The organism is Shewanella morhuae, from assembly GCF_900156405.1.
In the GTDB taxonomy this organism is placed as follows: Bacteria; Pseudomonadota; Gammaproteobacteria; order Enterobacterales; family Shewanellaceae; genus Shewanella; species Shewanella morhuae.
Window position 1 is genome coordinate 125,532 of the sequence record NZ_FTNN01000009.1, and the last position, 21,305, is coordinate 146,836.

The window sequence follows — 21,305 nt, forward strand, 5'->3', positions numbered from 1 at the left end:
CTTTAAGCTGTTTAGCATTTTATGTTTCATTTAAAGATTAGGTTTAATTTAATAATTTAGTTCAGCACAGTAATACCGGTAGTAAAAATGTTCAGTTAGGCCTAAGGAGGCCTGTCATGAGTATGAATATGCGTGTCATCATCACGGTGAGCTTGGGGTGTTTGATGTTGTTAGTCGGCTGCACTGAACCAGCGCCTAGAGTGTTTGGCACCGTCGAGCGGGACAGGCTGACACTCATCGCTCCAGTGGGAGAACTCATAACTCAAGTGAATGTAGTTGAAGGACAGCAGGTTAAAGCGGGTGAAGTGTTACTGCTGCTCGATACAACCTCGGCAAATGCGCGCCTTGCCCTGCGCCAAGCTGAACTTGAACAAGCTAACGCTAAGCTTGCTGAGGCGATAACAGGTGCGCGTTTAGAAGACATTAAAAAAGCCAAAGCTGTGCTCGATGGTGCCAATGCCAGTGTTAAAGAAGCACTGCGCGCTTTTGAGCGAACTCAGCGTTTGTTTGCGACTCATGTACTCAGTCAAGCTGATTTAGATACTGCCCGCGCGGCGCGCGATACCAGTTTAGCCAAGCAAACAGAGGCAGAGCAAAGTCTGCGTCTGTTAGAACATGGCACCCGCAGTGAACAACTTGATCAAGCAAAAGCTGCCGTTGCTGCCGCTAATGCAAGTATAGATTTGGAGCAAAAAGCCTTAGCTGATTTAACCTTAGTGGCAGCGCGCGATGCGGTTGTTGACACTTTGCCTTGGCGAGTGGGCGATAGAATTGCACCGGGCACTCAGCTGATAGGTTTGCTCGCGAGCGCTAACCCCTATGTTCGGGTGTACCTGCCCGCGACTCAGCTCGATAAGGTGAAGGCGGGCACAAACGTTAATATTCTTGTCGATGGCCGTGAAACGCCGATTATTGGCACGGTACGTAATATCCGTAGTCAACCCGCTTATACCCCATTTTATGCACTCAATGAACGTGACCGCGCGCGCTTGATGTATTTGACTGATATTACTATTTCGGCAGAAGGTCAGGACTTACCTACGGGCATGGCATTAGAAGTTGAACTGCCATGAGTCACAGTGACTTTGCGATTGAGGCCCACGGCATGACCCGTGCGTTTGCTGGCGTCAATGCAGTGGAAAACCTCGATTTAGCCATTCCCAAGGGAACGATTTATGGTTTTCTTGGCCCTAATGGTTGTGGTAAATCTACCTCCATTCGTATGTTGACTGGACTGTTAAGCCCTACGTCGGGGGATATTCGGGTTTTGGGTGAAACCTTACCCGGCGCTGAGGAAAAATTACGCCGTCGTATCGGCTATATGACGCAAAAATTCTCTCTTTATGACAATCTCTCGGTGCGAGAAAACCTTGAGTTTGTGGCGCAAATTTATGGGCTGAATCGTAAAAATGCCAAGTTGCGCATCGCTGAGTTACTCACGCTTTATGATTTAGGCGGACGCCATAAACAAATGGCAGGCTCAATGAGTGGCGGTCAAAGACAGCGTTTAGCCTTAGCCGCTGCAACCTTACATCACCCTGAGTTACTGTTTCTTGATGAGCCGACGTCAGCAGTCGATCCTGAAAATCGCCGCGAGTTTTGGGAGCGTTTATTCGATCTCTGTGCCCAAGGTACGACCATACTGGTCTCGACTCATTATATGGATGAGGCCGAGCGTTGCCACGGTTTAGCCATTTTAGAGCGAGGAATAAAGCGTGCTGATGGCTCGCCGCAACAATTAATGACGGCGATGGGCGCTAGAGTGATTGAAGTCTCTGGTGATGGTTTGCGTACATTAAAACAATCACTTACAACCGAATCGGCCATATTGTCGGCGGCGCAAATCGGCAGTCGTCTACGGGTGTTAGTGCGCAGTGATATTGCCGATCCATTAGCGTGGCTCAAGCCAAGGGTTGCAAGCCGTACAATGGAAGAAGTACGTGCCAGTTTAGAGGATGTGTTTGTAACGTGCACAGGTGAGCGCGTGGGTGCTAACTTGACCATTGAGGCTGACCATGTGGCGTAGAATTTTTGCAATTGTTGTCAAAGAGCTGCGGCAATTATCTCGGGATCGCATGACCTTTGGCATGATAGTGATGATCCCGTTAGTGCAACTCATGCTGTTTGGGTATGCCATCAATACCGATGCGCGTCATCTGCCAGCTGGTCTAGTTAATTTAAGTGATTCCGCGTATAGCCGCGCACTGGTTCAGGCGGTGGATGCAACGCAGGTGGTGGATTTTCAGCAGCGTTATGTCAGCGTAGTTGAGGCTGAGGCGGCAATTACTCGCGGCGAAGTGAAAGCCGTATTGTATTTACCAGCCGATTTTGATGAGCGTTTAGTGCGCCACCCCGCTTTTTCTGGGCAGGCCTATTTAGCACAACCTATCGGCCAATGGCTGGTGGATGGCTCAGATACTGTCGTTGCCGCAACCATCCGTAGCCTAAGACAAATGCCGCTGGATGAAGTCGCGGGTAGAGTGTCAAAAAGTAGTACGCCGAGTTTTGAAGTGGTGCAATATTTCAACCCTGAGCAACGTTCAGTGGTCAACATCGTGCCCGGCCTTTTGGGGGTTATTTTAACCATGACCATGGTGATGTTCACTTCTGCTGCGATTGTGCGTGAACGTGAGCAGGGGAATATGGAGTTTTTGATCACCACGCCCGTGCGGCCGCTTGAATTAATGCTCGGTAAAATCGTGCCCTATGTATTGGTTGGTTTTGTACAAGTCATCATTATTTTGAGCGCTGGGCATGTGTTGTTCGATGTACCCATTCGTGGTGGGCTTGATTCTATTGCCCTTGCCGCTATGTTGTTTATTTGTGCCAGTTTGACCTTAGGTTTAGTCATCTCAACCATTGCCAAAAATCAGCTGCAGTCAATGCAGATGACGATATTTATCCTTTTGCCATCAATATTATTATCGGGATTTATGTTCCCCTACGAGGCCATGCCCATCGCGGCGCAGTGGATTGCTGAAGCCTTGCCCGCAACACATTTTATTCGGATGTCACGGGCTATTGTACTGCGCGATGCCCAAGTGATGGATTTACAATTTGATGCCCTGTGGTTAATCGGTTTTACCTGCATAGGTTTGCTGATCGCAAGTTTACGATTCGTTAAGCGTTTAGATTGAGCTTACAAAGATCCGCCAGCTGTTTCTGTTGCGCCGTGGGAGCGTGACCTAGTGGCATAGCTAAGCCTACTGTGCGTTTAAGCTCTATATCGTGTAAGGGGCGAAATACGATATCAGTTTGCTCAAGTAAAACGGGTATCGCTGGGATCAGCGCGATACCTAACCCTGCCGCGACTAAACCAACGGCATATTCTACCGTTTGGATCCTCGCTCTTATCTGCATTTTAATCCCTTCTATATTTAATAATTGCTGCAAGCTGCCCAAGGCTTCACAGGGAGCGCGGTGAATAAAAGGTTGCTGATGTAAATCCGTTAAGCGAATTGTATCTTGCAGACTCAGGCTTAAAGATGGCGGAATAGCCAGCAGATACGTGTCATGCCACATAGGTAAAAAGCTTTCATGGCTGGTTAAATCACTGGTGGTAATGATCCGCGCATCGGCGTCTTCGGTGGGTTCGACTAAGGTGAGATCCATGTCAGGACAAGCATTGGTAAAATCCTTTAACAACATGCTCATACGCTGAACTCCGAGGGAGCGTATTAGACCTAATTTAAAGGGCACTTGGATTTCGGGTTTGCTGAACAGGGATGCGATAGCCTTGGACTCATTGAGTAAATGTTTTGCTAACGGATACAATCGGTTACCTGCATCAGTAGGACTTACGCCTTTGCCATGCCGTTGAAATAATTGGGTATTGAGCTGCGCTTCTAGAGCTGAAATAGCCGCTGAAATCGAAGGCTGGGCGATATAACACTGTTTTGCCGCAGCACGATACTGCCAAACTAAGCGAGTACACATTAGGCGAACAAGTCGTTAAGCCCTATTATTTTTCTAAGGCGATTGCGGTAGCGATGAAGGAGTTTGCCCCCGATAGAGTGATTGTACTTGGGCCCGGAAATACTTTAGGTGGCCCCGTGGCGCAGTCATTAATTGCCATTAATGGCTTTGGCTGGCAGACAAAGGCTAATTTTAGTGCCGCCCATGACAATAATCCGCGATTAATCGCTATGGGTAATGAGCTGCAGAGGCCAATGGCGCTGGCAAAGTAAGGCAAACCTGAACGCGAGGTAGTGGCTGTGGTAATTGATTAATCTTATTTCGAGCTCAGGTTAACCCATAATTCGGGACTAAGTTAATTGGCGAAGTGGTCAGCAGAATTGATACATGCCTCTATTCTTGCTGCCTGCTAAAAAAACGACTTAGTCACCGGCATTGATGTAACGCAAAGTTAAAAATAAACCGTTCGGTTAAGATGTTGAAAATCATGATACTTAACTAGTATTTACCTTCAGCATTAAGGTTTGTCATTGCAGGAAATTTATTATGCCCCCAATTATTTGCCATAGTGCACTCGATGCCGTTGCTTTAATTCAAAGCGGCGAGACGCTATGGACGCACTCGATGGGCGCGACGCCCCGAATTTTATTAGATGCTTTAGCCAAGCACGCTCTCAGTAAAGATAATCTCACTCTATTACAGCTACATACAGAAGGCGCCGAATCATTAAGTCACCCAGATTTAAAAGGGCATTTACGCCACCGCTGCTTTTTTGGTGGGCTGCCAACACGGGCATTATTGCAAAGTGGTGATGCGGATTATGTGCCGATTTTTCTTTCAGAAGTGCCAAAGTTATTTCGCAGTGGCGAGCAAAAAATTGATACTGCGATGATTCAAGTGTCACCGCCCGATAAACACGGCATGTGTTCTCTAGGGATTTCGGTTGAGGCCACGCTCGCGGCTTGCCAAGTGGCGGGTAAGATCATCGCCCATATTAATCCACAAATGCCACGTACCCACGGCGATGGTTTTATTCATATCAACCGCTTTGCCGCTGTGTATGAACAAAGTGCAGCTTTGCCAATACATTCCTTTGCAACGGGTGATGCGGTGAGTTTAGCCATTGGTAAACATGTTGCGCAACTGGTGCGTGATGGGGATTGTTTACAGATGGGTATTGGCGCAATACCCGATGCTGTGCTGTCTTGCTTAACAAGGCATCGCGATCTCGGTATTCATACAGAGTTGTTTTCGGACGGCATACTGCAATTGGTTGAAAATGGCGTGGTGAACAATAGTAAAAAACGTTTTTATCCTGGAAAATTAGTCACAGGTTTTGCCCTGGGTAGTCAAAAGTTATACGACTATGTTGATGATAATCCAGCAGTGATTTTTATGGATATTGAACAAGTGAATGACACGGCTATTATTCGTAGAAACCCCAATGTGATGGCAATTAACTCAGCGCTGCAGGTCGACCTTTCTGGCCAAGTGTGCGCTGACTCTATCGGGACTAAAATTTATTCTGGCGTTGGTGGCCAAATGGATTTTATACGCGGAGCAGGATTATCTGAAGGAGGCCGTTCAGTGATTGCGCTACCCAGCACTGCTGTGGGTGGCAGTATTTCCCGTATTGCCACCGTGTTATCTCCTGGCGCGGGCGTGGTTACAACTCGGGCTCATGTGCATTATATTGTGACTGAATATGGCGTCGCTAATTTGCGTGGTCGTTCATTGCGTGAACGAGCACAAGCACTCATTGCCATTGCTCATCCCGATTTTAGGGAGCAACTGAGCAAAGATGCGTTTGAAGTTTGGGGGTTAAGAGTTTAGTTTTATATAAAAATGAATTAAAAAAGGCGCTTATGCGCCTTTTTGCTTGTTGTAAATCAAGGATTTTAGATTTGATAACTAATATGTTGATGAAAACGGATGATTAAATCTTCACGTTCAGGATCAACACCGATATCGGCGGCAAAGGTTTTTAGTGCGGCCTCTACATTATTCATAAAGCGACCAAAACCAACATCATCGGTATCTTTAGTACCTGCGACGATAATAAAGTGTGCCTCTTCAACTAGGTTATCAGCATCCCAATTGCAGATAACTTGTTGCTCAAGCGCATTAGGATCGAAGCCTATCATCTGTACTTCAGTTTTGCTGTCAAGCTTTTCAAATTTACTGTTGCGTACCAGTGGTGTTAAGCCATTAGCAATCATTGCCAGCCGGGTCAGTTGCTTACCGGCTGCGGCCTTGAGGAAACTATCTTCAAGATGTTGATATAAAGGCGTAAAGTCAGTTGCTGAGTCAGGTAATAACCCTTGTTTTAATCTACGGCTCAGTGGCAAGCTGACTGTTACATAGGTCAGTGAACTGACGTTTTCGGGTAACTCGCATTTTCTTGCTTTATATCTTGGCTCAATTGCGCGCAGCTTATAACCATAGGTTTCTTTATAGCCTTTAGATTTCGCGAAAAGGTCGTAAGATAAGTGCTGATGGTCGCGGATCTTCACTTTGAGATCGCTGATTGGCAGCTTTGGCATTAGTTGATTAAGAAATTCACGTACCCGAGTGTGAAAACTAGCGGAGTTACTGCGGATACTTTCGCCAGTAGCTAGAAATACAATACGCAATTTACGTGCGCGGTAGTTTTCTTGTGTGAATAGGTTTTGAGCTTCGTGGTAGGCCGGGTTATAAAAAAATAGAATTTGTTCAGTAGTTTGGAAACAATACGCTTCAGTATGAAAGCGCACAACAGGCAGTTTATCGTTAGTGATTACGTGTACATTACGTAGATCGTGTTGTTCTGCCAAATTAAATACCAAACGACTTAAACTTTGGTAACAAGTTTGATAGTCGGGATATTGACTCAGTAATGCATCCGTCACCTTAATTTCGGCGGTGATGAATTGTTTGGTACGCGCTTCCTTGGGTAGGTACACTTTTTGCTGATGGCTAAGGGACATATTGACTCCTTGTTTGAGTTAACCATTTGCTAACACGAATTTTACTGTTTATCTATAGTGTCAGCCTTGCGTTAGAACACATTTTTATTAGATGAATATGAGTTTAGCTAAGTAAGCTGTTTATTAGCTTAAAAATATCGCTATTTTATTGAATTAGCGCACTTTCTATCCACGGTTGCATCCAAGTCGCAATTTTTTCTTGGGCCTTTTCGTTAGGGTGAATACCATCCCGCTGCATTAACTCTGGATGGGGCGCTATATCTTGCATAAAGAAAGGAATTAACACGATATTCTGTGCTTTGGATATGTCTTGATACACTTGGGTGAACTTTTTGGTGTAGCGAGGGCCATAGTTAGGCGGTACCATTACCTCGGTAAGTAGCACTTTTGCTCCGCTATTTTTGGCTAGTGTAATGATTTTGGTTAGATTATTTTCAAGTTGGGTTGGGGGAAATCCGCGCAAACCATCATTACCACCCAGTTCAACCACCACAAGGTCTGGGGTAACCGAATCGAGTAAGGCGGGTAATCGGCGTAGGCCACCCGCGGTGGTTTCGCCGCTCACAGAACCATTGATAAACTGATGTTCGGGTAAGTTTTTTTGCAGTAATGCCACCCAGCCTAACTGTTGTGCCATGCCATAGCTAGCGCCTAAGCTATCGCCAAAAATTAATACTTTTGCTGCATGAGCTGGCGCAGTGATTAAAACACTCATGAGCATGCATGCCCCAAGGGCTTTTGCTCCTGATTTAAATCTTAGCGTTTGATACCAGAACGATTTATATAAAAAGGATCCTATGTCTAACGTCATCTTAAAAAACAGTGCCATCAATGTTGTTAACCTCGAAAAATCAGTGACTACCCAAGAAGGGACGCTCACTATCCTCAAGGGCATTAACTTAGATGTCAAGCAAGGTGAGAGTGTGGCGATTCTTGGACCGTCGGGATCGGGTAAATCTACCTTGCTAGGGCTGCTTGCGGCGCTGGATACGCCTACCTCTGGCGAAATCTGGCTCGATGGTGTGGCGTTATCAAAACTCAATGAAGAACAAAAAGCGGCACTACGTAAACAAAAGGTCAGCTTTATTTTTCAATCCTTTATGTTGGTTGATACCTTAAACGCACTCGAGAACGTCATGCTACCTGCCGAGCTTGCTGGCGTTCGCAATGCTAAAGATAAAGCGCAAGCTATGTTAGAGCGCGTTGGCTTATCCCATCGTTTGACCCATTTACCTAAGCAGCTTTCGGGTGGGGAGCAACAAAGAGTCGCGATAGCCCGTGCTTTTATTTGTGAACCTAAAGTGCTGTTTGCCGATGAGCCAACAGGCAATTTAGACAGCGTAAACGGGCATAAAATTGCTGATATGTTGTTTGAGCTTAATCAAGAAAGCCATACCACTCTGATTCTTGTTACCCATGATCTGCTGCTAGCCAAACGCTGTCAGCGGCAGTTAGTGATGGATAACGGTCATTTACAAGAAGATAACGCTAATTCTTTACGTGATGCGGCAATACTTGCTGATACTAAGGAGGCTTAATAATGGAGTTAAGTCTGGCATGGCGCCTGTTTAAGCGTGAGTTACAGCAAGGTCAGTTGTTATTGATTATTCTGGCGATTACCCTTGCGGTATTGTCTGTAAGTGGATTAGCGCGGGTAAGCGAGCGCCTACAAGTGGCGATTACGGGCCAAGCTACAGAGTTTATTGCTGCCGACCGTATTATTGATTCGCCAGTTAAAATCGACGCGGCGATTCTCGCCAAGGCGGATGAGCTTGGGCTTAAGCATGTTACTAACATGCAGTTTAATTCGATGGTTTATTCGGGAGATAAGTTTCAATTAGTGACAGTGCGCGCTGTAGAGGCGGGTTATCCACTTAAGGGCGAAATTGAACTGATAAACGGTAAAACTAAAGCGTTACCCCAAGCTAATGAAATCTGGTTTGAGAGCCGCTTAGGTGGACTGTTGGGTTATCCAAAGTCCATAGAGTTAGGTAACAGTGAGTTTGTGCTCAGTGATGAAATTAGCCGCTTACCTGATGCAGGTTTTAATCCTTTTGCTTCTTCGCCCGTAATATTAATGCGCATGGAAGATGTGGCGAAAACGGGGGTGATCCAACCGGGGAGTCGCGTCACTTATTTGTATCAATTTGCGGGAGATGAAGCAGCGCTTACCGCCTTTGAACAAAGCGTTAAACCACTGTTAAATAGCACCCAACGTTGGGTTGATGTGCAATCTGGCGACTCGCCAATTGCCGAAGCTGTAAAACGCGCAGAGCGCTTTTTACTACTGGCTAGTTTAATGGGTATTGCACTGGCCTGCGCTGCGATAGGTATTGCCGCCCAGCGCTATTGTCAGCGTCATTATGATGTTGTTGCTATGCTGAAAACCTTTGGCGCTTCGGCAAAGCAAATTCGCTTACTGTTTGGTATGCATTTATTGCTGGTGACTTTGCTGGGTATTGTGCTTGGTTTAATCGGTGGTGTGTTGCTGGATTTGGGGATTAGTCATTTACTACCCGCTGAAATAGCGGCTTATTCACCGCCACTGACGCGGCCTTTGTTGCTCGGTATTGGTACTGGATTGATCAGTGCCTTCATGTTTTCGGCCTATCCATTGATGCGTTTATTGGCCATTCCACCACTGCGAGTACTACAGCGTCAGTTAGAAGGCTTGCAGCTCGGTATGTGGTTACACTTATTGCTGAGTCTAAGTGCGATGGCACTACTAGGATATTTGTACTCGCAAAGCTGGGCCTTGACGCTGACTGTGGTCGCCGCTGCATTGTTACTTGGAGTATTACTCGGGTTACTAGGGTGGGTGATGATCCGCTTAGGCCATAGTGTTGGGATGAAAACCACTAATCCACTCCAGTTAGCTTTAGCGGGATTAAGGCGTCGTGCACGGCAGAACGTACTGCAATTAGTCGGTTTTAGTGCCGCCTTAGTATTGCTATTGACGATTTTGGCCTTAAGGCAAGATTTGCTTAATGAATGGCAAAAACAGTTGCCAGAGAACGCACCTAACTATTTTCTGGTCAATATCGCCCCCGATGATGCCAAACCCTTAAATGATTTCATGACGGCTAAGGGGATAGCGGCAACGGATATTTACCCAGTGATCCGCGGCCGTTTAACCCAAATCAACGGTGAGGCGTTGATTTCGAATGAGCAGTCTGAAGCGGGTGAAAAAGGCAGAGTTGGTATTTCCCGTGAGCTCAACCTAACATGGCGTAATAGCTTGCCAGCCAATAATGAACTGCTGGAAGGAGATTTTAATCAAGCTGCCGATGAGGTATCAGTAGAATCAGGTGTCGCGGATCGTTTAGGCATTAGCATTGGTGATAACCTCACTTATATTATTGATAATAAAGAACTCATAGTAAAGGTCGCCAGTATCCGTGCTGTGCACTGGGAAACACTGCAACCGAACTTTTTTATGATTTTCACCCAAGAAGCTCTTGCGCCTTTTGCTTATACCTCAATGGCGAGTTTTTATTTAAATGAAGCGATGAATGTTGATGGTACGTCTAAAGATGCGGTGATCCTCGCGCTCATACAGCAATTTCCGACTATCTCTATTATCGATGTCGGCGCTATGGTGGCGCAGTTGCGACAGATTATTGAGCAAGTGTCATTATCACTGACCTTAGTGTTAGCACTGGTGCTATTGGCCAGTGTCTTAGTATTGATTGCACAGACTGAGGCTGGCATGGCAACTCGACAGCGTGAATTGGCAGTGCTGCGTACCTTTGGGGCGTCGGGCTGGTTATTACGCAGTGCAACTGGCTTAGAGTTTGCTTTGCTAGGTGGCATTGCGGGCGTGTTAGCGGTGATTGTGGCTGAATTTGCTTTGTATCTACTTAAAACTCAAGTGTTTGAACTTAATGTATATATGCACTGGCCATGGTGGGCGATTGCGCCACTTTCCGGTGCTTTGCTGGTCGCATTGCTGGGCATATGGCGCTGCCGTCAATTACTTAATCAATCCTGCGCGGAGTTATTAAAGTCAGGCAGCTAGCCGTGATTGGATTGTGAAACAATAATGAAACAGAAAGCCCCTAATCTATAATAGCTTAGGGGCTTTTTACTATTGGGCTAAACCAAACTCACGCGCTACGATTTATACCAATCACATCATAAAGTTTAAATAGCCCTGTAATATAATTAAGTTAGCGATATCAATAAAGAAGGCGCCGACAATCGGGACAACCATAAAAGCTTGAGGTGACGGCCCTGTACGTGATACTAACGCGCCCATGTTCATTACTGCTGTTGGTGTTGCCCCTATCCCAAAGCCACAATGCCCACCTGTGATGACCGCTGCATCATAATTACTGCCCATGATTTTAAATGTCACAAAATAGGCAAACAATGCCATTACTGCTGTTTGTACTAATAGAATAATGAGCAGGGGAATGGCTAAATCAAAAATTTCCCATAATTTTAAACTCATCAATGCCATAGACAAAAATAGCGATAACGAAACCGTGCCAATCACATCAATACTTTCAGTATGAAGTTTATAACCACGGGTGAGCTCGGTAATGTTGGCGATGATAACCCCGAAGAAAAGAGCATATACGAAGTCGGGCATTTTTAACCAAGCGACACCAGATTGAGCAATCCAACTGGCAAACCATTGAGCTCCCGCAACACATAATAAAAGGACAAATAAAGTTTCAAGAATGGTTTTTGCCGTTACATGATCTTCTTCTAGCTGATCATAAGTGACTAAATGCGGATGTTCAGTATGATTTTTACGACCAATGCCATAAGAAGAAACAAGGTTATGTTTACTGATTAATCGCTGGGCAACAGGTCCACCAATAATCCCACCCATGACTAAACCAAAGGTTGCGGCTGCCATGGCAAATTCTAAGGTATTGATACCGTAGTTATCAGCGAATGTTTGTGACCATGCCACGCCAGTACCGTGACCACCTGAAAGTGTGATAGAGCCTGCGATAAGCCCCATGATGGGTTCGAGGCCTAATAGACTGGCTAAACTAACACCGACTGCATTTTGAATAATGATATAAACCGACGCTACCCCCAAAAAAATGAAGACTTTTTTCCCACCACTGAGTAACAGTTTGTAGTTTGCAGAGAGGCCGATAGTGCTAAAGAACATTAGCATTAGGGTATTTTGCATTGAAAGGGAGAAGGCGAGGGTTATATTTTGAACATGCAATATGGCAATGACGGCGGCGATAACTAACCCACCAACGATAGGTTCAGGGATATTATATTTTTTAAAAACACGCACATGGCGATTGATAGAGTGACCAATAAAAAGGACAAAAATGGCAATTAAGAACGACTCTAATTCACCAATCGTATAAATTGTGTGCATAAAATTCCTTACAAATTTTTTGTGGGTATGACTCTGCGCATAAACGCTATGAGACTGGCCCATCTAGTTATTAAGTACCTATTAATACTTTGTGTTAAACGCTGGCCTTGAAGACAGATATTGTCGATCTCCTAATGATGGAGAAGGATGAATAAGCGCGAATGTAAACCGTATCGGGTTTACGGATCAATACCGTCATATTAATGGAACGATACTGAGGATAAGTTATTGGCATTAGGGGCCAATAACGGTATTACTGGGGGTCATTATGATTGCTTAAAGAAAGGTGGTATGTGTCCATTTCTATGAACAATCGCTGAGGATTCTAGCAGGATTTTTTTTATTTGTCGCCAAATCATCTTATAAATCATGATGTTGATAAAATGTTTTGTGACTGTTATGTAAAAATGTGCTTATTAAGCATTCTATTATAATCGCTTTTTATAGTAATAACGCCTTGTTAATTCTCTATTTATGTTAAGAACGGCATAAAGGATAAAACAGGAATATCATCAACTAACAACATCCATTAATGCTGGCTCAAGTTCATTAAATTGGAACTTAAAACCCACTTCAAGTGCGTGTTTGGGTATTACAAACTGCCCTTCAGTGAGTAACTCTGACATTTCGCCCATCGCTAATCGTAAAGCTAAAGGGGGCGTTGTAATGAGCGCGGGCCGGTTTAACGCTTTGCCTAATGCCTTGGCAAATACGGCATTACTGACAGGGTGCGGAGCTGTGGCATTAAAGACTCCTTGGCAGTGTTCTTGAGTGAGTAAAAATTGTATTAGAGAGACTAAATCACTTACATGGATCCAACTCATACCTTGGCGGCCATGGCCTATTGGGCCACCCAGGCCAAGCTTAAAAGGTGGTAACATTTTATCTAAAGCGCCGCCTTTGCCCAGTACAATCCCAATACGGATAATACATACACGAGTTTGTTCTGAGCTTGCTTCTTGCGCGGCTTGTTCCCATTTCTGGCAGATATCATGACTGAACTCGGCATGGACTGCGCTCGTTTCATCGAGCGGCTGATCATCATGTCTGCCGTAATAACCCACCGCTGAACCACTCACCATGACTTTAGGAGGGTTAGTGCTCTGCTTTATAAGCTGCGCTAATTTTGCCGTAATATCCCAACGACTATCGCAAATTCGTTGTTTTTGAGCCTTGCTCCAGCGCTTAGCCACAATGGGTTCTCCAGCGAGATTCACTATGGCATCAAGGTGATTTAAGTTACTCAGCTCATCCAGACTTGAAAGGTAATGATGTTGGTTGCCGAGTATCTTTTGGGTTTGTGCTACGGAGCGCGTTACTAATGTCAGCTGATGATGTGGTGCCAATTGTTCAACGAGTTGACGCCCAATAAAACCGCTTGCGCCAGTGATCAGTATATTCATGTAAGGTCTCTTATCTGTCAGCTTTGAAGATATATACCGAGTAGCGGCCTGCTGCGATCACTTAAACGACTTTTTTGCGCGATTATTTTTGATAACATAATTCCATTGAAACCGAATCGGCAAAACGCAGGGCGTGAGGTTTGTCTATTTCAACACTGGCAAACTCAACCCAGTCATGTTCGCTAGCGATAGCTAACGTTTGGCTGGTAAGGTTTTCCAGTAATGAAAAGCGATTATTCTCAATCAGCTCGATGATTTTTTTCGTAATAGTGCGGTAATTGAGTGCATCTTCCACGTTATCACTATTACGGGCTTGCGCGGCACAATAATGGATCACGATATTAATGATCACATCTTGGCGATTTTGGATCTCATCGTCTTTAATGCCAATAAAAGTACGTAGTCTTAAGTTTTTAATGCGTATAATCGCTGTTTCTGGTTTCATAATGACAAATGGCTATCTTAAGTAAACTAAAGTGACTGGGTTATGTGCTATCTCAGTTTAGCCTAACAATTTTATCTCAGAACAAGAAGGATTTTTAATACATGACGCGACCTAATGCGCCCTCTGCGGCTTACCGTGGCTTTGCGATTATGGCTTTTGTGGTGATTATTTTGGCCGGAATTAAGGCGGCGAGCCCCATTGTCGTACCATTTGTGCTGTCAAGCTTTTTGGCTGTGGTCTGCAATCCTGCAATCGGTTTAATGACCCGATTTCGTCTGCCTAAATGGCTGGCTGTTATCCTACTGATGGGCTTTATTGTGCTAATGGGCTTATGGTTAGCCTCGGTTGTTGGCAGTTCTATTAACGAATTTTCAAAGCAATTACCCCAATATCGAGTGCAGTTAATTGAGCAGTTTGAATGGATATTGCAAAAGCTAGATAACTTCAATATCCGCATTTCTAAGGATCAAGTATTAGCTTATTTTGATCCTGGCATGGCCTTATCAATGACGACGAATATGTTGTCGGGTGTTGGCAATGTGATGGCGAACTTATTTCTGATCATTCTAACGATTGTGTTTATGTTGTTTGAGGCGCAATCGCTGCCTAAAAAATTACATTTGGCGCTGGACGATCCCGATATGCGCTTACAACAGATTGAGCGTTTTTTACAATCAGTGAATCAATATATGGTGATCAAAACTCTAGTGAGTTTAGCCACAGGTATCATTGTAGGGATTGGATTGTCTATCATAGGCGTTGATTATGCGCTGCTGTGGGCGGTCGTCGCTTTCCTGTTTAATTACATTCCTAATATTGGTTCAATCATTGCTGCTATCCCTGCGGTGTTGTTGGCGTTTATTCAGCTGGGCCCTGCGGCAGCGGGGGCGACCACATTGCTGTATGTGGGTGTTAACATGATTATGGGCAATATTATTGAGCCTAAATTTATGGGCCGCGGCTTAGGTTTATCGACCTTAGTGGTGTTTTTATCATTAATTTTTTGGGGCTGGTTGCTTGGCTCTGTAGGTATGTTGCTGTCTGTACCGCTGACAATGGTGGTAAAAATTGCCCTCGAATCGAGTAAGAGCGGTAACTGGTTAGCCATTTTATTATCGGACGATGTCGACGATGACTATATCGTCAATAATAGGGCTAATGAGACTTCAGCTGGCGATGAAATCGATACCAGTACAACTGAGAGTAAGTAAGAGAAAATGCAAAGTTTTATACAAGCGTTAGCGACAATTGAGTTGGGTGATGATGCGGTGCGGTTATTTCACGGCCGCGGTGGGCATTATGCGGGGTGTGAGCACCTCTGTTTAGATTGGTTTTCGCCCGTGTTATTACTGACTAGCTTTATTCCCTTAGAAGACGTTGACCTAGCCACTTGCCAGCAGGCCATTGCGCTGCGGTGGCAGATTTTATGCCCTAATAGCCCATTGAATCTTGTCTATCAATATCGCAGCGGCGGAGAAACGTTCACTCAGTTACTGCAGGGTGAAGTACCCGAACCGCATATTGTTAGTGAAAATGGAGCGCAATTTCAGGTGCATCTGATGCGTGGACAAAACCACGGTCTATTTCTCGATATGGCTAATGGCCGTGAATGGATACGAGCGAATGTTCGCTATAAAAAAGTACTTAATTTGTTTGCCTATACATGTGGTTTCTCGGTTGCGGCATTGCAAGGCGGCGCCGATGAAGTGGTTAATATCGACATGAGTAAAGGAGCACTAAGTATTGGGAAACAGAATCATTTACTAAACGGTTTTAGCGCAGGAGCACGTTTTTTACCCCATGATATTTTTAAATCGTGGGGTAAACTAAAAAAGCTTGGCCCCTACGACATCATAGTGGCTGATCCGCCAAGTAATCAGAAGGGTAGCTTTGTGGCGACCAAAGATTATGTCCGCTTAATTCGACGGTTACCTGAGTTACTGGCCAACAATGGCGAAGTATTGCTCTGTTTAAATGCGCCAGAACTCGATACTGCTTTTTTACGCCAACAAGTCACCGATGCGGCGCCAACATTAGAATACATAACGCGACTAGATAATCCGCCGGCGTTTATGGATGTGTCAGAAGATAAGTCACTTAAGGTACTGCGCTATTGCAGGTCTGCTGCCGTTTAATAATATGTTTAACTTTAACGGCCAGTATTTACTGGCCTTTTTTATGGGGCGAGCATACTCAGCAGAATATTAAGTCAAGGTTGTAGGGGAGGTTAAGTCGTCATGATAATCATCAGTCGGCCCTTCATTAAGTCACGTTTGGTAGCATGCTTAGTATACAAAGATGAGTATTTTCAAGATTGAATGTAGGTAACCGATGAAAGTATTTCATTTTCGCATACGGCTTTAGGCGACCTTTGCGATAAATTACACTTAAAACCTATTTTATACAAAACCAAACTGAAAGTTTTCTGTAATTATTGATTGTGCTTTGGTATACTCCTGTGCACGGAATATAGCTCTTTCCTCATAGGCAAAATGTCGACACAGAAGGACATGCCTCTGCGACCTTACCCAACCACGCTGGAGTTGTTATGGAAATTCATGAATACGAAAATGCTTATTATCAAGTGAAAGGCGATGTACTTGAGTCTTTACCTGTACAAAGCGAAGAAGAAGTCGTTAAAGCATAATAACTTACGATTACACTGACGGTACTGATGAGTCGAAAGTAACAAAACAAGCACATTAAAATAGCAACCTTGAGGTTGCTATTTTTTTGCCCAAAAATAGAACGAGTAACCGCTTTGAACACTATATGAATTTTAACTATTTAATTTTTAATCGTTTAGCCGTTGACTTTACGTTTTTCTGGCATGAGTTCGACAATAAGCCATTTTCCGCCGATTTTGTGTAAGCGTATGGTTCTGTCATCAATCCAAGGTTGGCCACCTTTAAGGCCTTTCATCTTAACGACTACCATGACGTCTTGAGTAAATCTGCGGAAGAAGTCGATATCAATATCAGAAACTTCCATTTCCACATTGGTCATCGATAGGCTCAGCATATTGCGCTGCACCGCGCTAGCAATATGGTAATGAGTCATGACTTGTTTGATCGGATCGTCAACGTATTGCTTTGCTTGCTCTATATCACGCTCGACATAAACAGCTTTAAAAAAGCCTAAACTCACTTCTTCTGGTGTGAGTTGATGGTCCTCTTTAACTGCAGGATCACCACAACCAAAAAGAAACAGTAAAGTAATAAAGAATAGTGTTCGCATAAGTTTTAGTTATTTAAATTTGTATCGAGTATCGCGATTTTAGCTTGAATGTACAAGTGTTGTCCTAATTGCCTATGGTGTAAAAATGAGTTGACTCTAGCGTTGTGGTTATGGCATATAGTTAGTCACTGCTTAAAAAGGTTATCCACAAAAACTGTGGAAAACTATGTTGAAGACTTCGGTGATACTTTGTAAGTACCTGATATCTTCTTGCTTTATTTGCTGGTTAAAAAGTGACGCATTTACTCTTAGTGTACAAACCGTCAATCATCAGTGGATATTTTTATTTGTTCGCTTAGCATTATTAATGCTACACCTTCCCGTTGTTGTCACATTTTTATCTCCGATATTTGCCGATTAACTTTATCTGTAAAGACGTTTCTAGGTTTAGCGGTGTTGCTAACACAAAACGTAAACATAAAAAAAGCATTGGAATTAACCAATGCTTTTAGTCAGTTTTTGCTATTAATATTAAACGATTTTATTCGCTTTTAGCGGCATCATTTTGGGCTGCTTGTATCGCGGTTAAGGCGATCGTGTAGACAATATCATCAACTAGCGCGCCGCGAGATAAATCGTTTACGGGTTTACGCATGCCTTGCAGCATAGGGCCAATGCTAATTAAGTCAGCGCTTCGCTGTACGGCTTTATAAGTTGTGTTACCAGTGTTGAGGTCTGGAAATACGAAAACAGTGGCTTGACCAGCAACAGGGCTATTGGGCGCCTTAGATTGGGCAACATTTGGCATAACTGCCGCATCATATTGCAATGGACCATCAATAATGAGATCTGGGCGCTTTTCTTTAGCAATACGCGTTGCTTCTCGTACTTTATCGACATCAGAACCTGTGCCCGAGTTACCGGTTGAGTAGCTGATCATTGCAACCCTTGGCTCGATACCAAAGGCTTTGGCTGATTCCGCCGATTGGATAGCAATATCTGCAAGTTGTTCAGCAGTGGGATCGGGGTTAATCGCACAATCACCGTAAATGAGCACTTGGTCCGGCATCAGCATAAAGAAGATGGATGAAACTAAGCTTGAACCCGGCGCCGTTTTAATCAGTTGTAGCGGTGGGCGAATAGTATTGGCCGTGGTGTTAACCGCGCCAGAAACAATACCGTCGACTTCGTCTTGGGCTAGCATCATAGTGCCGAGCACCATATTGTCTTCTAATTGCTCTTTAGCAACGACTTCAGTCAAACCTTTGCTACGACGTAGTTCCAACATAGGTTCTACGTAACGATCGCGTACTTCTTCTGGATCGATAATAATAACGCCTTCACCTAACACCACATCTTGCTGTGCGGCGATACGTAAGATTTCATCTTTTTTACCTAAAAGCACACAGCGAGCAATACCACGTTCGGCGCAAATTGCCGCCGCTTTAATAGTACGCGGCTCATCACCTTCTGGTAGTACCACGGTCTTGTGGGCTGCACGGGCAAGTTCGGTAAGTTTATAGCGAAAAGCTGGTGGCGATAAACGATGCTCACGGGGCAAGTTTTTGGTGACGCTTTCAATCCATGTTTGGTCAATATGGCTTGCCACATAATCCTGCACGAGATCGACACGTACCGCATCATCAACAGGCACTTCATGATCAAAACGCTGAATATTAAGCGATGTTTGCCAAGTGTTACTGTCGATTAAAAAGACTGGTAAACCCGTTTCAAAGGCTTGCTCACACAGTTTGAGAATTTCAGGCTCAGGTACATAACTGCCTGTTAGTAGTAGAGCACCAATCTTGACACCATTCATGGCTGCAAGGCAGGCCGATACGATGACATCGGAGCGATCGCCTGAAGTGACAAGTAATGAGTCAGTTTTAATATGGGTGACCATATTAGGGATACTACGTGCACAGAAAGTCACTTTACGTAGACGGCGGGTGTGCATTTCGCCAGCATTAAGAATACGTGCACTTAAATGTTTAGCCAGATCTGAGGCGCGCGGCGCAACTAGATCAAGATTGTATGGCACGGTACCTAAGATACGCAGCGGACTCTTAATTGGTAGCTGAAACATACCGCTGGCATTAGTGTATTGCATACCTTGGCTATCAAAGACTTCTGATAAGTCAGGGCGAGTACGACCTTCCTCATCGACTGGCGCACCAATCTTGTTGATTATTGCGCCAATTAAGCGTTTATTTTTTGTCCCACCCCAAGAGTTATACGCAATTTCGAGACGGTTCATTAATTCTGTTGAGTTATCGCTACCAGGAGTTGCAATAAAAATGACGTCAGCATCCATAGCTTTGGCAATGGCATAGTTCACATCGTCAGCAAAGGGATGATTACGAGTTGGTACTAAACCCTCAACAATTAACGTCTCAGTATTACTGGCACAATCGGCCGCACGGGCAATGATTTGCTCCATTAATACATCGGTTTGGTCAGCACGAATTAAGGCCTCTGCATGGGCCATATCGAAGGGCTCTAGCGGGTTAACCGTCGGCGATTTGCTGAGAATGGTGGTTGAACGTTCAGGGCCGATATCATTTGGTCTAAGCTGGGAAATAGGCTTGAAAAACTGTACTTTAACCCCGTGGCGCTCTAATGCGCGAACCATCCCAAGACTTAAAGAGGTGAGGCCAACGCCTATACCTATGGGGATTAACATAATATTACGAGACATAAAAACCTCTAGTTTAGATGTTTTTGGGCAGAATGTTTTCTGCAAATTTACTTATGAATACGGTAAGTTAAATAGTAAAGCCGTTTAAAGTAAACGGCTTAGCTCTATTTTATTTGTTGATCAGTTTAATCGAATCTTCAGCGATAACCCATTCTTCATTTGTTGGGATTACCATGGCAATTGTGCCTTTATCTTGGGTGATAATGCCTTGCTTACCAAAACGAGCCGCCTTGTTGCGTTCGCTATCGACATGGAAATTAAAGATTGCCAACATGTTTAATACTTTTTCACGAATTAAGTCTGAGTTTTCACCAATACCGCCAGTGAACACAACGGCATCTAAACGCCCAAGTGGCACAGTATAAGAGGCAATGTATTTAGCCAAACGGTAGCAGAAAATCTCTAAGGCTAAAGTCGCACCTTTATGGCCGTCAGCGTAACCTTCTTCGATGCCGCGGCAATCGTTGGTCAACTCGGAAATACCTAGTAGACCACTTTGCTTATTCATCAGGTTGTTGACTTCTTCTAAGGTGTAACCCAGTTGATGTACTAAATGATAGATAATTGAAGGGTCTATATCGCCACAGCGTGTGCCCATCACCAAACCTTCTAATGGGGTTAAGCCCATTGAAGTGTCAACACTTTTGCCACCTTTAATCGCCGTAACAGATGCGCCATTACCCAAATGCGCACAGATAACGTTAGTTTCTTCAATGGGTTTGTTGAGCATTTTTGCCGCTTCACGGCTAACAAATAAATGACTGGTGCCATGCATGCCGTAACGACGGATACCGTGCTCGCGATACAATTTGTAGGGTAGGGCGTAAATATAGGCGTGGTCTGGCATGCTTTGGTGAAAAGCAGTATCAAACACTGCAACTTGTGGCAATTTAGGAAAAGAGGCGATTGCCGCGCGGATGCCGATGAGATGAGCTGGATTGTGCAGTGGTGCTAATGAGGCACAATCTTCAATACCTTTAATCACGCTTTCATCAATGATCATAGAGCGAGTAAACTTTTCGCCGCCGTGAACAATACGATGGCCAACTGCTTGAATTTCAGCGGCTAATTCTGGTTGCCCAGCAAGAATTTTATTAACGATGTATTCAACCGCTTCACGGTGGGCAGTAAATGCACCTAAGGCTGCTTCATGTTTTTCGCCGTCGGTTTTCCATTTAATACGTGAATTTTCTAAGCCAAAGCATTCTGCTAAGCCGGATATTTTATCGTCACCTGTTTGTGCGTCAATAATGGCAAATTTGAGAGAAGAGCTACCGCAATTGAGAACTAAAACCAGTTTATTAGACATGTGAAAACCCTTTACTATTGTATTTAAAATAACGATTCA

General features: G+C 44.4%; 18 protein-coding genes. 9 read left to right on the plus strand and 9 right to left on the minus strand.

What is annotated here, in order from left to right:
- Positions 1-128: 128 nt before the first annotated feature.
- Genes BW947_RS12230 through BW947_RS12240 form a run of 3 tightly spaced genes read left to right on the plus strand, consistent with a single transcriptional unit; the run spans position 129 to position 3,137 of the window.
- The gene (locus BW947_RS12230) at positions 129-1,073 is read left to right on the plus strand and encodes an HlyD family secretion protein (RefSeq protein ID WP_425272276.1); all 945 of its coding nucleotides are present in this window, start codon (positions 129-131) and stop codon (positions 1,071-1,073) included.
- Entirely contained in the window at positions 1,070-2,026 is a 957-nt protein-coding gene (locus tag BW947_RS12235) for an ABC transporter ATP-binding protein (RefSeq protein ID WP_076499966.1), read from the plus strand. The genes BW947_RS12230 and BW947_RS12235 overlap by 4 nt, the downstream gene beginning before the upstream one ends.
- On the plus strand, positions 2,016-3,137 hold the full coding sequence (locus BW947_RS12240; RefSeq protein ID WP_076499968.1) for an ABC transporter permease: 1,122 nt from the start codon (positions 2,016-2,018) through the stop codon (positions 3,135-3,137). Before BW947_RS12235 ends, BW947_RS12240 begins: the two co-directional genes overlap by 11 nt.
- On the opposite strand, the gene BW947_RS12245 is transcribed toward BW947_RS12240, so the two are convergent.
- Positions 3,121-3,936 carry a LysR family transcriptional regulator gene (locus BW947_RS12245; protein ID WP_076499970.1) on the minus strand — a complete coding sequence of 272 codons (816 nt, stop codon included), beginning with the start codon at positions 3,934-3,936 and terminating at the stop codon, positions 3,121-3,123. The two genes, BW947_RS12240 and BW947_RS12245, sit on opposite strands and share 17 nt — an antisense overlap.
- 53 nt (positions 3,937-3,989) lie before the next feature.
- Here BW947_RS12245 and BW947_RS12250 point away from each other — a divergent pair, with 53 nt between their 5' ends.
- Positions 3,990-4,187: a hypothetical protein gene (locus BW947_RS12250; protein WP_208606972.1), complete on the plus strand. Its 198-nt coding sequence runs from the start codon at positions 3,990-3,992 to the stop codon at positions 4,185-4,187.
- 274 nt (positions 4,188-4,461) lie between these two features.
- Complete coding sequence (locus BW947_RS12255) at positions 4,462-5,748, plus strand: acetyl-CoA hydrolase/transferase family protein (protein WP_076499972.1); 1,287 nt, start codon at positions 4,462-4,464, stop codon at positions 5,746-5,748.
- 65 nt (positions 5,749-5,813) lie between these two features.
- On the opposite strand, the gene BW947_RS12260 is transcribed toward BW947_RS12255, so the two are convergent.
- Together BW947_RS12260 and BW947_RS12265 are read right to left on the minus strand one after the other, a co-directional pair.
- Positions 5,814-6,881: a DUF3083 family protein gene (locus tag BW947_RS12260; protein ID WP_076499974.1), complete on the minus strand. Its 1,068-nt coding sequence runs from the start codon at positions 6,879-6,881 to the stop codon at positions 5,814-5,816.
- A 145-nt stretch (positions 6,882-7,026) separates the two neighbouring features.
- Positions 7,027-7,596, minus strand: coding sequence for an arylesterase (locus tag BW947_RS12265; RefSeq protein WP_076500046.1), 570 nt, complete (start codon positions 7,594-7,596; stop codon positions 7,027-7,029).
- A gap of 82 nt (positions 7,597-7,678) precedes the next feature.
- On the opposite strand from BW947_RS12265, the gene BW947_RS12270 reads away from it, so the two are divergent.
- Together BW947_RS12270 and BW947_RS12275 are read left to right on the plus strand one after the other, a co-directional pair.
- Positions 7,679-8,419: an ABC transporter ATP-binding protein gene (locus BW947_RS12270; protein ID WP_076499976.1), complete on the plus strand. Its 741-nt coding sequence runs from the start codon at positions 7,679-7,681 to the stop codon at positions 8,417-8,419.
- Between the two features lie 2 nt (positions 8,420-8,421).
- Positions 8,422-10,899 carry an ABC transporter permease gene (locus BW947_RS12275; RefSeq protein WP_076499978.1) on the plus strand — a complete coding sequence of 826 codons (2,478 nt, stop codon included), beginning with the start codon at positions 8,422-8,424 and terminating at the stop codon, positions 10,897-10,899.
- 111 nt (positions 10,900-11,010) lie between these two features.
- Here the strand turns inward: BW947_RS12275 and gltS are convergent, their stop codons facing one another.
- The 3 genes from gltS to folX all read right to left on the minus strand — a co-directional run bounded on the left by gltS (position 11,011) and on the right by folX (position 14,082).
- Complete coding sequence (gene gltS, locus BW947_RS12280) at positions 11,011-12,234, minus strand: sodium/glutamate symporter (protein WP_076499980.1); 1,224 nt, start codon at positions 12,232-12,234, stop codon at positions 11,011-11,013.
- A 512-nt stretch (positions 12,235-12,746) separates the two neighbouring features.
- Complete coding sequence (locus tag BW947_RS12285) at positions 12,747-13,637, minus strand: TIGR01777 family oxidoreductase (RefSeq protein ID WP_076499982.1); 891 nt, start codon at positions 13,635-13,637, stop codon at positions 12,747-12,749.
- Between the two features lie 82 nt (positions 13,638-13,719).
- Entirely contained in the window at positions 13,720-14,082 is a 363-nt protein-coding gene (folX, locus tag BW947_RS12290; RefSeq protein WP_076499983.1) for a dihydroneopterin triphosphate 2'-epimerase, read from the minus strand.
- Positions 14,083-14,183: 101 nt separating this feature from the next.
- Here folX and BW947_RS12295 point away from each other — a divergent pair, with 101 nt between their 5' ends.
- Together BW947_RS12295 and BW947_RS12300 are read left to right on the plus strand one after the other, a co-directional pair.
- Positions 14,184-15,293, plus strand: a complete 1,110-nt coding sequence (locus BW947_RS12295) for an AI-2E family transporter (protein WP_076499985.1) — start codon at positions 14,184-14,186, stop codon at positions 15,291-15,293.
- Positions 15,294-15,299: 6 nt separating this feature from the next.
- Complete coding sequence (locus BW947_RS12300; RefSeq protein WP_076499986.1) at positions 15,300-16,217, plus strand: class I SAM-dependent methyltransferase; 918 nt, start codon at positions 15,300-15,302, stop codon at positions 16,215-16,217.
- Between the two features lie 667 nt (positions 16,218-16,884).
- Here BW947_RS12300 and BW947_RS12305 read toward each other — a convergent pair.
- From BW947_RS12305 to ackA, 3 genes are all read right to left on the minus strand, one after another.
- Positions 16,885-17,319: a nuclear transport factor 2 family protein gene (locus BW947_RS12305; RefSeq protein WP_076499988.1), complete on the minus strand. Its 435-nt coding sequence runs from the start codon at positions 17,317-17,319 to the stop codon at positions 16,885-16,887.
- 481 nt (positions 17,320-17,800) lie between these two features.
- Positions 17,801-19,957: a phosphate acetyltransferase gene (gene pta / locus BW947_RS12310; protein WP_076499990.1), complete on the minus strand. Its 2,157-nt coding sequence runs from the start codon at positions 19,955-19,957 to the stop codon at positions 17,801-17,803.
- 109 nt (positions 19,958-20,066) lie between these two features.
- Positions 20,067-21,266: an acetate kinase gene (ackA, locus tag BW947_RS12315; protein WP_076499992.1), complete on the minus strand. Its 1,200-nt coding sequence runs from the start codon at positions 21,264-21,266 to the stop codon at positions 20,067-20,069.
- Positions 21,267-21,305 lie beyond the last annotated feature (39 nt).

Bases quoted from the DNA above. Each gene is read 5' to 3' on its own strand.
- BW947_RS12230 (WP_425272276.1), top strand. From the start codon at position 129: ATGCGTGTCATCATCACGGTGAGCTTGGGGTGTTTGATGTTGTTAGTC.
- BW947_RS12235 (WP_076499966.1), top strand. From the start codon at position 1,070: ATGAGTCACAGTGACTTTGCGATTGAGGCCCACGGCATGACCCGTGCG.
- BW947_RS12240 (WP_076499968.1), top strand. From the start codon at position 2,016: ATGTGGCGTAGAATTTTTGCAATTGTTGTCAAAGAGCTGCGGCAATTA.
- BW947_RS12245 (WP_076499970.1), bottom strand. From the start codon at position 3,936: ATGTGTACTCGCTTAGTTTGGCAGTATCGTGCTGCGGCAAAACAGTGT.
- BW947_RS12250 (WP_208606972.1), top strand. From the start codon at position 3,990: ATGAAGGAGTTTGCCCCCGATAGAGTGATTGTACTTGGGCCCGGAAAT.
- BW947_RS12255 (WP_076499972.1), top strand. From the start codon at position 4,462: ATGCCCCCAATTATTTGCCATAGTGCACTCGATGCCGTTGCTTTAATT.
- BW947_RS12260 (WP_076499974.1), bottom strand. From the start codon at position 6,881: ATGTCCCTTAGCCATCAGCAAAAAGTGTACCTACCCAAGGAAGCGCGT.
- BW947_RS12265 (WP_076500046.1), bottom strand. From the start codon at position 7,596: ATGAGTGTTTTAATCACTGCGCCAGCTCATGCAGCAAAAGTATTAATT.
- BW947_RS12270 (WP_076499976.1), top strand. From the start codon at position 7,679: ATGTCTAACGTCATCTTAAAAAACAGTGCCATCAATGTTGTTAACCTC.
- BW947_RS12275 (WP_076499978.1), top strand. From the start codon at position 8,422: ATGGAGTTAAGTCTGGCATGGCGCCTGTTTAAGCGTGAGTTACAGCAA.
- gltS (WP_076499980.1), bottom strand. From the start codon at position 12,234: ATGCACACAATTTATACGATTGGTGAATTAGAGTCGTTCTTAATTGCC.
- BW947_RS12285 (WP_076499982.1), bottom strand. From the start codon at position 13,637: ATGAATATACTGATCACTGGCGCAAGCGGTTTTATTGGGCGTCAACTC.
- folX (WP_076499983.1), bottom strand. From the start codon at position 14,082: ATGAAACCAGAAACAGCGATTATACGCATTAAAAACTTAAGACTACGT.
- BW947_RS12295 (WP_076499985.1), top strand. From the start codon at position 14,184: ATGACGCGACCTAATGCGCCCTCTGCGGCTTACCGTGGCTTTGCGATT.
- BW947_RS12300 (WP_076499986.1), top strand. From the start codon at position 15,300: ATGCAAAGTTTTATACAAGCGTTAGCGACAATTGAGTTGGGTGATGAT.
- BW947_RS12305 (WP_076499988.1), bottom strand. From the start codon at position 17,319: ATGCGAACACTATTCTTTATTACTTTACTGTTTCTTTTTGGTTGTGGT.
- pta (WP_076499990.1), bottom strand. From the start codon at position 19,957: ATGTCTCGTAATATTATGTTAATCCCCATAGGTATAGGCGTTGGCCTC.
- ackA (WP_076499992.1), bottom strand. From the start codon at position 21,266: ATGTCTAATAAACTGGTTTTAGTTCTCAATTGCGGTAGCTCTTCTCTC.